This window comes from Clostridium disporicum (assembly GCF_001405015.1).
Classification (GTDB): Bacteria; Bacillota; Clostridia; order Clostridiales; family Clostridiaceae; genus Clostridium; species Clostridium disporicum_B.
On the sequence record NZ_CYZX01000008.1, the window covers coordinates 34078 to 47612 of the forward strand.

Here is a 13535-nt window from a genome sequence, read left to right on the forward strand (position 1 = left end):
TAAGTATCCTATTTTATTCTTTATCCTCTTCGCCTTCTAATATCTCATACATTGCTTTAGCATTTTCTTTTCTCACATGTTCAGCAATATTTACTATCTTTGCCTTAAGGCTTCTAGTTGCAAAAGCTATTTCTATTATATCGCCTTCTTTTACAACTGTAGATGGCTTTGCAACCTTACCATTTATAGAAACTCTTCCACCTTCACAAGCTTCTTTAGCTACCGTTCTTCTCTTTATTATTCTAGATACTTTTAAGTATTTATCTAGCCTCATAACTTACCTCTCCTTTTAAATATATATTTATATTATAAAAACCCGAGTAATCTCGGGTTTCTACTACTACTACTTGTTAACTTTTTCTTTAAATTCTTTTCCTGCTTTGAATACTGGAACTACAGATGCAGGGATGCTTATAACTTCTTTAGTTCTTGGATTTCTTCCTTCTCTAGCTGCTCTTTCTCTAGTTTCAAAAGTACCAAATCCAACTAATTGAACTTTTTCACCATTTTCTAAAGCTTCTTGAACTGACTCAACGAAAGCCTTTAAAGCTGTTTCAGCATCTTTCTTAGTTAATTGGCTTTTTTCTGCCATTTTAGTAATTAATTCTGCTTTATTCACGATTACATCCTCCTTAAATAAACAGTTGTAGTTTAGTAGTAAACTACGATATTATGTACTATACTACATTTACCTATTATATCTCCACTTTCTTTGCTAGTCTATAGAAATATGGTTTTTTTACTATAAAAATATATTTATTACATCATTTTCATGTAATCTAGCACACAACTTATTCCTCTATAATATTTATTATGAAAAGCTTAAATATTTGTAAAAATACCTTATCTTTTGCTAATCAAATTTCTTAGCTTCTTCCCATAGTTTATTCATATCATCAAGTGATACATCATCTATGTTTTTACCAGAATCTAAAATATTCTTTTCAATGTAAGAAAATCTTTTTGAAAATTTCTTAATGCTAGTATTTAGTGCTTCCTCTTCATCTACACTTAACATTCTAGAAACATTAACACAGGCAAATAATAAATCTCCAACCTCATTTATTATCTTTTCCCTATTATTGGATTTATATACATTTAAAACTTCTTTTAATTCTTCTTCTACCTTTGTTGCCGCCTCATTTACGTCTTCAAAATCAAATCCAACTTTAGACACTTTCTTTTGAACTTTATGAGCTTTAATTAAAGCTGGTAAAGTTTTAGCTATACCTTCTATTTCTTCTGATATAGTATTATACTCTTTTTCTTTTTTCTTTAGTTCTTCCCAGTTTGCTACCACTTCTTCTGATGTTTCTAGATTCTCATCTTTAAAAACATGAGGATGTCTATATATCATTTTCTTAGAAGCACTTTCTATTATATCATTAATATTGAAATATCCATCCTCTTTTCCTATTGTAGCATGGAATACAACATGTAAAAGTATATCTCCTAATTCCTCTATTAACGAATCTATATCATCTTTATCAATAGCTTCTATAACTTCATAACATTCTTCTAAGAGATTATTTTTTATACTTTCATGCGTTTGCTCTCTATCCCAAGGACACCCATTTTCTCCTCTTAAAGTTTCTATAATTTCTAAAAAGTCATAAAAGTCCTTCTTATTATTTAAATCTTTAGGAATATATACTGATGTTAAATAATCTATATCTTCCTGCATATCTAATTCGTAAAGTGGAATCTTTCTTATAGATTCTTGACCTTCTATTCCTGCCGCTCTTACATATATTATCTCAGTATCATCATTATAATGTTCTAATAATTCTAATTTAACTTCAGAAGCTATTAATCCATTATATACTTGAGTTATTATTGTTCCTATTCTTTTATCTAATATTTGATTTTTTATATCAAAAGCATCTATTATCTTTAACCCTTCTATAGGATCTATTTTTAGTCTATCCATCATGGCATCAACAAAGCTAACTGCTGGCAATATCGAATACTCAATATTATTTTTTTCACATAAATCTATTATGTTTAATACAGATCTCTCAGCTACTAGCGGATGTCCAGGAACTGCATAAACTAATTCTTTTGTTTTTCTATATTCCTCTATGATATCATTAGCTATATTTTGATAAACCTCATCAAAACTATTACCTTCTTCATAATAATTGTCGCAAGTTTTAAATCCATTTAGTCTATCTCTTAAATAATCTACTGTAGGATGTTTCTCTGTTCTAAAATATAAATTATTGCTTTCTTCTAAAGTTTTTACTGCTCCAATAGTTAATGCTTCTGGTGCACCAGGCCCTAACCCTACTATTTTTATCATATAGTACTCTCCTTACAAATCATTTTCTAACTACCCTATTTTTAATTTCACTTATACTAAAAACTCTAAAAACTAAAATAGCTATTATATATATAATAATACCCACAAATATTGATAATAAGCAAGAAATACTATTATTATTTGTTCTTCCTATAGAAAAAATATAAGTTATACTTACCATTATTCCCATTATTAAAGATGACATTAATGGCTTTATAATTGAATCATATACATCTAACTTTGTTTTTATCTTTGTCTTTAAAGCAACTATATTAAGGATTGTAACTGTTACATACGAAGCTATACTAGCTATTACTGCTCCAAATATATTTATCTGTGGAATTGGCACTAAGAACATAGTTAATATTACTTTTACTATACATCCTATAAAAAGATTTATAACAGGCCTAATATAATGGTTTGTACCTTGCAATATGGATGTAGTAGTTTGTGTAATAATTATAAACGGTATTGATAAAGAAAGATATTTTAAAATTTCATAACCATCATAAGCTTTAAAAAATAACAACTTCATAACTGGCCCTGCTAAGCAAAATAATCCTACTGTGCAAGGAAAAGCTATTACTACTGCTAGCTTCATAGCTAAATTAGTTTTACTTTCTAATTCTACCTTTTTTCTAAGCACATAATTCTCTGCTATTATAGGTATCAAAGATGTGCCTAATGCCATAGATAGTGTCAAAGGGATATTAACAAGAACTGCTGCTTTTCCTGTTAATTGTCCATATAAGGCTGTAGGATCAGCTACTCCAGACTCTATAAGCTTTTGTGGTACTAATACAGCATCTATCAAATTCATTATAGTTCCTGCTGTAGCTCCTATTGATATAGGAATAGCCATTTTTAGTATTTTATTTAATACATCAGTGTTTGTCCTTATTTTCTTTATACCCATACTCTTTTTTACTTTTCTGTACTTAATGTATAGATATATAGATGCTATAGTTCCCCCTGCAGCTGCTCCAAATGCTGCTCCTCCTGCAGAAAACTCTATACCTCTTGGTAATAACACAAAGGCTAGTCCAACTCCTACGATTACTCTACCCACTTGTTCTAATATTTGAGATACTCCAGATGGAGTCATGTTCTGTAATCCCTGAAAAAATCCTCTAAAAATAGTCATAATAGAAACTGCTATAGGTGCAAATGAAATTCCTATTAAAGCGTAATAAGATTTTGGGTCCCATTTCAAAAAAGAAATAATAAGTTTTGCAAAGAAAAATAATACACAGGACGTACCTATTCCTAAAACTAACATTAAATAAGTTGATTCTTTAACTATTTCGTATGTACCTTCTATATCTCCTACTGCATTTCTTTCTGATATCATCTTAGACATAGCTACCGGTACACCTGACGCTATAGCTACAAAAAACATATATAATGGATAAGATAATTGATAATATCCTATTCCTTCATCACCTATTAATAATATAAGTGGCCACCTAAAAAATAATCCTAAGAACTTGGCTATTATTCCAGCAGCTCCTAGAATTATACTTCCTTTAATCAAAGATTGCTTTTTCATAAAATACCTCCAAACTTATAAAGTTTTTTATCACTAATAATAATTATTATTTTAAGTTTAGAGGTATTATTACTAATTTATTCTGTAACATTAATTTTTTACAATTACGATTGCTTAATATCAACTTTATTGTTCCATTTGTTTTCCTAAAAAAGCAGCCGCAGTTTCTGCAAGCTTTAATTCAAGATCAGTGAATTTTTCATTCTCTTCTTTTGAAATTATTAATACAGCTCCTATTGCATCTCCTTCAGCAATTATTGGTGCTACAACTTGATTTGAATATAACTTTTCATCCTCATCATTATGTAGAGGGATTGTCTTGTTTTGCTCTGTAATTATTACAGCTTTTCTATCATTCATAACGTTTTCTAATTCAGAACTTATTTTTCTTTCTAAGTAATCTTTTTTAGGCGCTCCACTCGCTGATATAAATGTATCTTTGTCCGCAATTAACACAATATGTCCAATTGATCCTTGTAAGCTTTCGGCATATTCCTTTGAAAAATCAGTTAACTCGCCTATTGGAGAATATTTTTTAAGAATTACTCCACCTTCTCTATCGGTGAATATTTCCAATGGGTCTCCTTCTCTTATTCTTAAAGTTCTTCTTATTTCTTTTGGTATAACCACTCTTCCCAAATCATCAATACGTCTAACAATTCCTGTTGCTTTCATTACTTTGAGTTACCTCCTTAAATAATTATAAATATCTTACTGCAATATTATTATTTGAGTTATTAGAAATTTTATACACATATACCCAATATTTATCCGTATCTAATCAAAGAGGAATTAATTCAATTCTATGGCAAGAAATCTAATGTTAGCTTATTTTAATATATTTTTATAATAAAAAAATTCAGAGAATAATAACATTCTCTGAATTTTAATTATATTTTATTTAATTAAAGTCTATTTTCGTAAAGTTTTACTTTATATTCTTTCTTTAATGAAGCTAATTCATTTTCATATATACTATTTTTCTCTTCATTTTCTAAAGTAGCTTTTATTTCCTCTTTTAGTTCATCATTAAACTCTTTTGGAGTTGTTTCTGTAACATTTGTAGCCTCTATTATATGATATCCATAATATCCTTTAATAGGTTCTGAAACTTCTCCTTCTTTAAGAGGTTTTAATCCTTCTAAGAATAAAGGATCATAATTAGATTGATTATGAGAAACTGTACCTAAATCTTCAGCTATAGGTAACGCTTGATCTTCTTCAGTAGCATCTGTAGCTGTAGCTTTTGCTTTATTTCCTTCATATTCTGTAAATAAAGCATCAAAAGTAGTTTCTCCACTCTTTATTTTTTCACTTGCAGCATTTGCTTCTTCTTCCGTTTGGAATAATAAATGTCTTGCGTCAGCTTGCCCGTAATTTACATATTCATCTTTGTGTTCTTCATAATATTTATTTATTTGGTCATCAGTTATGTTTATATCTTTAAACATATCATCTTTAACCTTTTGAATTACTACTTGATTTTCTAAAAACTCTTTAAAAGTTTCATCAGTATATCCATAATACTCTTTAGCTTGTGCAAATGCTTCTTCTCCACCCCAAGCTTCTTGTATTTCAGCTGTTCTTTCAGCTACTTCTTTATCTAATTCTTCTTGAGTAGGTACTAAACCTCTCTTTTCAGCTTCTAAATAAAGTACTTTTTCTTCTACTAAAGCTTCTAAAACTTGTTGTCTTACTTCTTTTAGTCTAGCTTTAAGATCATCATCTATATTTGATTCAAAGTCTTCACCATATTGTTCCTTTAGATAATCAATATCAGCCTTTAACTCAGTATCAACATCACCTAGAGTTATTTTTTCGCTTCCAACTTTAGCTAAAACAGTATTTTGTATAGCTTCTGGAGTCTTTTGTATTAAATTACATCCTGCCATTGAAAAAGCCATTGTTGCAACGACTGCAGCAAGTACTATTCTTTTTATTCTTCTCAAATCATTTCCCTCACTTTACATATTATAGTTGCTATCTATACTAGTATATCAATAATATTCCTTTTATTCAAACTTTACCATCTGATTTTTCTATGAATTTTCAATAACCTTTAATAGCATTTCTCTATAGAATTTTAATGCTTCTTCCTTCTTTATTGTGTTTAGCTTAACTGCAAAAGAAGGGTTTTCTCCAAAATATATAACTACATTTTCTTTATAATGTTTTAATAAAATCTTATATATATTGTTGTATCCTTTAAAATCTGATGCAAATTTAAATCTAATTTCTTTTGGCATTTCTTTTATTTCTTCTATAGACAATTCCTTAGCTAAGCTCTTAATATAAGCTATATCCATAAGATTATAAACAGCATCTGGTATACTAGAATATCTATCTTCTAGTTCCTCTTTAATATATTGATAATCTTCAATATTACTTATAGCAGCAATCTTTTTATAAACTTCAATCTTTTGAATTTCATCTTCAATGTATCTTGAAGGAACATAAGCATCAACCTTTATATCCACTGTTGTTTCAACAGGTTCCTTATCAATCTCTCCTTTAATAAGTTTTACTGTATCTTCTAGCATTCTACAATATAAATCATACCCTATAGTAGCCATATGTCCATGCTGTGCTGATCCCATCATATTACCAGCACCTCTTATCTCTAAGTCTCTCATTGCAATTTTAAATCCTGATCCAAGTTCCGTAAAATCTTTTAGGGCTTTCAATCTTTTCTCTGCAACTTCAGTTAGCACCTTATCTTTAGTATAGATAAAGTATGCATAAGCAATTCTATTAGATCTACCTACTCTTCCTCTTAATTGGTAAAGTTGGGATAATCCCATCTTATCTGAGTCATGAACTATCATGGTATTAACATTTGGAATATCTATACCAGTTTCTATGATCGTTGTACATACAAGAACATTATATTCCTTATTCATAAATGCAATCATTTCTTTTTCTAATTCCTTTTCAGTCATTTGACCATGAATTATTCCTACTTTACATTCTGGAACTAGATCTTTAATATAATTAGCCATATCCTGAATAGTGCCTACTCTGTTATAAACAAAATACACCTGACCATCTCTACTTATTTCTCTTAATATAGCATCTCTTATCAATTGGTCCTTTTGCTCTACTACATATGTCTGGATAGGATATCTCTCCTCCGGTGGTGTTTCAATAACCGAAATATCTCTCACCCCAGTCAATGACATATGCAATGTTCTAGGAATTGGCGTTGCACTTAATGTTAATACATCAACATTTTTCTTTAATCCTTTAATCTTTTCTTTTTGAGCGACCCCAAATCTTTGCTCTTCATCTATAATTAATAAACCTAAATCCTTAAACATTATATCTTTTGATACTAATCTGTGGGTTCCTATTAAAATATCAACATTACCTTCTTTTAAAGATTGTAAAGTAGCTTTTTGCTGTTTTGCTGTTCTAAATCTACTTATCATATCAATCTTAACAGGGAAGTCTGAAAATCTCTTTATAAAGTTTTTATAGTGCTGTTCAGCTAAGATAGTTGTAGGTACTAAGAATGCAACTTGCTTTCCATCCATAACAGCTTTGAATGCTGCTCTTATAGCTACTTCTGTTTTACCATATCCAACGTCTCCACAAAGCAATCTATCCATAGGTTTATCTGATTCCATATCATGCTTTATTTCCTCTAATGATGTCAATTGGTCAGGTGTTTCTTCATATGGGAACTCATCTTCAAACTGTCTTTGCCACTCTGTATCTTTAGAATATTTATAACCAGTCAAAGTAGACCTAGCTGCATATAACTTCACTAAATCTTCTGCAATTTCATTTATAGATTTTCTTACTTTAGCTTTAGCCTTTTGCCACTCAACTCCTCCAAGTTTATTTATCTTTGGAGTTTTTCCTTCACTTCCAATATATTTCTGAACTAAATCTAATTGATCTACTGGAACATATAGTTTATCACCTTTATCATAAACTATATCTAAATAATCCCTTGTACTTCCAGCGACTTCAATTTGTTTAATACCTTTAAATACACCAATACCATGATTAGCATGTACTACATAATCCCCAGGCTTTAACTCTGCAAAGCTTCGTATTTTTGAAACACCTTTTCTTTGTGCTACTTTTTTAGTAAGCTTTCTCTTAGCTTCTCCAAATACTTCTTTATCTGATATTATGCATAAATTTAAATCTGGATATTCAAACCCTTTAAGTAAATTACCAAAAGTAATTACAACTTCACCTGGTTTAATATCTTCTATTACATCTTTATAAACACTTTCAACTTCTCTATCTCTTAAGGTCTCAACTAACCTTTCACCTCTTACCCTTGTACCTGATAATATAACGGTTCTGTAGCCCTTACTTTTTTTATCTTTGATATCATCTATCAATAAATCTAGCTGACCATGATAATGGCTTAATGTCATTTGATTAAACCCTATATCTTCATATGTTGATATCAAATCAGTATTTTCTAAAAATGTGTTTACAGCAATAACATCTTCTTTATTTATATTTATAGCAAGCTCTTCTTTATCTAATAACAACTTATTTTGAGATGGAAGAATATCTCCCCTTTGAAGAAATGCAGTATAATTTTCACTAAATTCATAATATATACTGTCGATTTTGCCTTTACATCTCTTTATATCATCTATTATAAATAAATATCCTTCTAAATAATCAAATAAACTTTCAGGTTTATCATAAAAATAAGGTAGATAACTATCTACAGTCTCAAATGTATAACTTTCTTTTAATGATTCTAAGTTCTTTCTAACAATATTAGTTAACTTATCTATTCTCTCATTATCATTTTTACTAGCGTTATCTAATATAGTATTTAATTCTTCTCTTATTTTTTCACTTGCTTTTTCTTGAACCTGAGAGTTTATTATTATCTCTTTAGCAGGGAATATATCAAAACTCTTTATCTTTTCTATACTACGTTGAGATTCAGTATTAAACGTTCTTATAGAGTCTACCTCATCTCCAAAAAGTTCAACTCTATAAGGATAAACAGACGTAGGAGGAAATACATCTAGTATCCCTCCTCTATAAGAAAATTCACCTTTTCCTTCAACAGCTTCAACTCTCTCATATCCACATTCTATTAACTTTTGAGATAATTCCTTTAAATCTAATTCAGACCCTTGTGCAATATTTATACTATAATTATAGTAATATTCTCTCGGTGTATATAAAGATGTTAAAGCATCAATAGAAGTTATAATTATCTTCTTCTCTTTATTTTGTAAAATCTCCTTAATAACTTTTAATCTAGCCCATCTCAAATCACCCGAAATAGCATCTATGTTATAAAAAACTACCTCTCTTACTGGGAAATAGTAAACATCAGTTGAATAAAGACTTAAATCTTCATATAAATTCTTAGCTTCAATATCACTATGTGTAACTATAACTATAGAATTTTCTCTATTTTCAAAAATACCATTTATTAAATAGCTTTTTCCCGATTCTGATAATCCATAAGCACTTAGTGGATATTGACCTTTATTCATACATCCTAATAAACGGTTAAATTCTTCATTATCTCTTAAGGGCTTCATTATCCCCTCTAATCTCATCAAAATACACCTTCCTTAATCACTTATGGCACTTGCCTTAAACCCGTTAAATTTATTCATCGCTTCTTTTGTACCTTTTGATAAAATAGTTGTAACTGCTTCTGATGTTGCCATTATTGATTCTCTTAGGATTTCTATTTCACTATTTGAAAACTTTCCTAATACATGAGAAACTAGGTCTCCCTTTGGACCTCCTACACCTATCTTAACTCTTGGAAATACATCGCTTGATAAATTGGCTATTATGCTCTTTATCCCATTATGTCCACCATGACTTCCTTTTTCTCTAATTCTTAATCTTCCTACCTCTAAGCTTATGTCATCGTATATAACAATTATTTCTTCATTAGATATTTTATAAAAATTAACTACTTCTCTTATACTTTCTCCACTTAAGTTCATATATGTTGTTGGTTTAAGTAAGATAACCTTTTTACCATTTATCATACCTTCCCCAAATATACCTTTAAATTTTATCCTATTTAATTCTATATTATACTTATCAGCTATATAATCTACAGCTTCAAAACCTATATTATGTCTAGTTCCTTCATACTCTTTTCCTGGGTTTCCTAATCCTACTATTAAAAACATCTTATAATTTCCTCCTAAGCATATAGACCTATTGTATATTATACCATTTTATTGCTACGTTTTATTATACATTTTATTTTCAATATAAAAAAGTACAAAACATCTTAACCTAAATGACAAATAAAAAAACGGCAAATTATAAATAATTTGCCTTTAATTATGTATGACCATATATCTATTATCTTAGTTTTAATTTATATTTACCTCTATCTCTTCTATAGTTCCTTCTCTTAAAACCGTACATTTTAGAACATCTCCAGGTTTTTTATTTTGAAGTACAGCAGTGGCATCATCTACAGTTATTATTGGAGTATTATCTACTTCTAGTATTATATCTGTCGGTTTAATTCCAGCTTTATAAGCATCTCCATTCTTATCTAAATCCTGAACATAAAATCCTTTATACTCAGTGTTTTTATCTGCTATTATACCACCTTCATTAATTCCCAGAACACTTTTAAATGCATTACTAGAATTAATTACAATCTGCAAATCTCTTATTTGAATTCCATAATAAAACCCACTATCTTTATTAGCCTCTGATAAACTATAACTTGCTAAACCTATTACTTCACCTTTAGAATTACAAATAGGTCCACCTGCATTTTTCTTATTTATAGGTGCACTTATTTGAAGTAATTGATATGATTTTCCTTCTAATCTTGTATTCTCTTCTATAGATGTTATTATTCCTGGGCTGACAGTATCCACAGTATTATCACCTACAGTTTTACCTAATACTGCAACCCCCTGTCCTATAAGCAACTCATCGCTTTTAGCAAATTTCACAGGCGTTAACTCTTCATCAGTTTTTATTTTTATTATAGCTAAATCAATATCTTCATTTTTTACCATTAATTTTGCATTTATAGGTTCAACGCTATTATCTGATAACTTAACAACTATATTAGAAAAATCTTTTATCAAAGAATAATTTGTAAGTATACTTCCACTTTCATCTAAAATTATCCCAGTAGTATTATTTTCATTATTCAAATTAAATCCTTCTGATGAATTTTCAATAGTAACAATTGAAGGATTTATAGTATTTATAATCTTTGTATAATCCGTTATAATCATTTCATCATTAGCAAATTCTTCAATAATTTTTATAGCATTTCCATACTTAATATCCATCATTATTCCTGAAAAAACTGCTCCTGATCCTGCTGCAATAATTAAATATATAAAAAGCTTAGCTCCAAATCTAATACTTGATTTAGTTCTCTTTTTTTTAAAACTTATATTATAATCTTTCTCTTCATAATTTTTAATTTTTTCTCTTTGAACCTTATTACGGACCATAGCATCCCCTCCAAATGCATCTTAGTTAATCAGCTCTTTTTAACGAAAAAGTAAATTTTACCCCTTTTCCGTCTATATTTTCCACCCAAACATCTTCATTATGTTGAGATAAAATCAATCTTACTATAGGTAGCCCTAATCCCGTACTTACTTTATTGGTTCTTGATTTATCACTTTTATAAAATCTATCCCAAATATTATTTAAATCTTCTTTTGATATATTTTCACCTGAGTTAAATATACTTATATATATTTTTTCTCCTTTTGTATAAGTAGTTACTTCTATTTGCCCTTTATCATTACTATATTTTATAGCATTTTCAAGAAGATTTGTTAGAACTTGAATTATTCTATCTCTATCAGCTATTACATAATTTCTCTTCTCTTCAAAAACAGCTCTTACATCTAATCCTTTACTTTTAATTTTCCCTTCAAGATTTAATATACAAAGACTTATAACTCCATTTATATCAAAATCAATCTTTTGTAAATTAAACTTACCTGCTTCCATTGCAGATATATCTAATAAATCATTTACTAATCTAGCAAGTCTATTTATCTCTTCATATACTATTTTAAAGTAATACGTTTCCTTATCCTTTGGTATAACACCATCTAAGATTCCTCCAACGAAACCCTTTATAGAAGTTATCGGAGACCTCAGCTCATGAGACACATTTGATATAAATTCTTTTCTAGTATTATCAACCTTTTCTAATGATTCAGCCATACTATTAAAAGATTCCGCTAATTGACCAATCTCATCATTTGATCTTACATCAACTCTTTCATTAACGTTTCCTTGAGTTAACCTTTTAGCTGCATTATTTATTTCTTCTAAAGGCTTAACTACTAATCTATTTGCGAAGTAATTTATAATCAAACCTGAAATTATCATTGCAACTACTATCGATATCCATATCATCCACATTATATTTTTACCTGCATAAGCACTATTAGGAATCATGATTATAGATCCTTCTATTTCCCCATTAGAATACATAGGCTTAACATAACTTAATAACTGTCCATTTTTTAATAGCACAACTGCTTTCCCATACTTTTTCATTTCATCAATTTTAGATTTAATATTTTCTGGCATTTGAACTTTTGTATACTTAATATCATCATACTTAGAATTTGAAACTATATAAATATACCCTAATTTATCTACTACTATTCCATCAGTATTACTTGCCATACTTGCCATAGTCAAGATTTTCTCTACTTCATTATAATCATTCTCTTGTCTTAAATACCCTCTTACTGTTTCCTCTACTATAGCTATTTGTTTATCAATAATCTCTATTCTTTGTTCTGTATAACTAACATTAATCCATACAGTTGATATAAGTCCAACTAAAGTTAGTACTCCACCTGTTATTGAAGCAAAAGTTATTATTAGCTTTCTTACTATACTTCTTTTTTTCAAGCTTACTTCACCTCAAATTTATAGCCAACGCCCCAAACAGTTTGAACTTCCCAACCTTCTCCGCCTTTTATCTTTTCTCTTAATCTTTTTATGTGAACATCCACAGTTCTTGAATCTCCTGGATAATCATATCCCCATACTTCATACATTAGTTGTTCTCTTGTAAATACCTTATTAGGATTACTAGCCATAAAGTGAAGTAATTCTAATTCCTTAGGTGCTAACTTTACATTATTCCCTTTATAAACTACCTCATATGCACCAATATCTATAGTTAATCCATTAAATTTTAATAAATCATCATTTGTTGTTGGTGTAGTATATCTTCTTGAAACAGCCTTAACTCTAGCCATAAGCTCTTTTGGATCAAAAGGCTTTACTATATAATCATCTGCTCCAAGCTCTAAGGCTAATACCTTATCAAAAACTTCACCTTTAGCTGTAAGCATTATCACAGGTATGTTAGACGTCTTTCTTATATATTTAAGAACTTCCATTCCATCTTTTCCTGGTAACATAATATCTAATATTACTAATCCAATATTTTGTTCATTAACAATATTACATGCATCTATTCCATTAAAACATTGTCTTGTTTCGTATCCTGAACTTTTTAAATACATATCTATTAATTCGTTTATATGCGTATCATCATCTACAATTAAAACTTTTCCAAATTTATCATCCATTCCAATTCCACCTTCCCTTATAAATATTTTATACTATAAATATTTAAACAATAATAGTTTTCTCATAAAGTTTACATTTGTTACACAATATTAATAAAAAAAGGAGTTA

Annotated in this window: 11 protein-coding genes; all 11 read right to left on the minus strand. The window is 29.0% G+C overall.

Annotation, left to right across the window (positions count from 1 at the left end; all coding sequences use genetic code 11):
* Positions 1-13: 13 nt before the first annotated feature.
* On the minus strand, positions 14-274 hold the full coding sequence (locus tag ARA56_RS06760) for an RNA-binding S4 domain-containing protein (RefSeq protein WP_055265045.1): 261 nt from the start codon (positions 272-274) through the stop codon (positions 14-16).
* A gap of 69 nt (positions 275-343) precedes the next feature.
* A complete protein-coding gene (locus tag ARA56_RS06765; RefSeq protein ID WP_032116936.1) occupies positions 344-619 on the minus strand; it encodes an HU family DNA-binding protein in 276 nt (91 codons plus the stop codon).
* A gap of 234 nt (positions 620-853) precedes the next feature.
* Entirely contained in the window at positions 854-2302 is a 1449-nt protein-coding gene (gene yabN / locus ARA56_RS06770) for a bifunctional methyltransferase/pyrophosphohydrolase YabN (RefSeq protein ID WP_055265047.1), read from the minus strand.
* A 19-nt stretch (positions 2303-2321) separates the two neighbouring features.
* On the minus strand, positions 2322-3851 hold the full coding sequence (locus ARA56_RS06775; protein WP_055265049.1) for a putative polysaccharide biosynthesis protein: 1530 nt from the start codon (positions 3849-3851) through the stop codon (positions 2322-2324).
* 126 nt (positions 3852-3977) lie between these two features.
* Positions 3978-4526 (minus strand): stage V sporulation protein T, encoded by a 549-nt coding sequence (gene spoVT, locus ARA56_RS06780; protein ID WP_055265051.1) that lies wholly within the window; start codon positions 4524-4526, stop codon positions 3978-3980.
* Positions 4527-4756: 230 nt separating this feature from the next.
* A complete protein-coding gene (locus ARA56_RS06785) occupies positions 4757-5800 on the minus strand; it encodes a peptidylprolyl isomerase (protein WP_055265053.1) in 1044 nt (347 codons plus the stop codon).
* Between the two features lie 90 nt (positions 5801-5890).
* Positions 5891-9406, minus strand: coding sequence for a transcription-repair coupling factor (gene mfd, locus ARA56_RS06790; protein ID WP_055265055.1), 3516 nt, complete (start codon positions 9404-9406; stop codon positions 5891-5893).
* 15 nt (positions 9407-9421) lie between these two features.
* A complete protein-coding gene (gene pth, locus ARA56_RS06795) occupies positions 9422-10000 on the minus strand; it encodes an aminoacyl-tRNA hydrolase (protein WP_055265057.1) in 579 nt (192 codons plus the stop codon).
* Between the two features lie 189 nt (positions 10001-10189).
* Positions 10190-11305 (minus strand): S1C family serine protease, encoded by a 1116-nt coding sequence (locus tag ARA56_RS06800; RefSeq protein WP_055265059.1) that lies wholly within the window; start codon positions 11303-11305, stop codon positions 10190-10192.
* Between the two features lie 25 nt (positions 11306-11330).
* Entirely contained in the window at positions 11331-12737 is a 1407-nt protein-coding gene (locus ARA56_RS06805; protein ID WP_055265061.1) for a HAMP domain-containing sensor histidine kinase, read from the minus strand.
* A 2-nt stretch (positions 12738-12739) separates the two neighbouring features.
* On the minus strand, positions 12740-13426 hold the full coding sequence (locus ARA56_RS06810; protein ID WP_055265063.1) for a response regulator transcription factor: 687 nt from the start codon (positions 13424-13426) through the stop codon (positions 12740-12742).
* Positions 13427-13535: the final 109 nt, after the last annotated feature.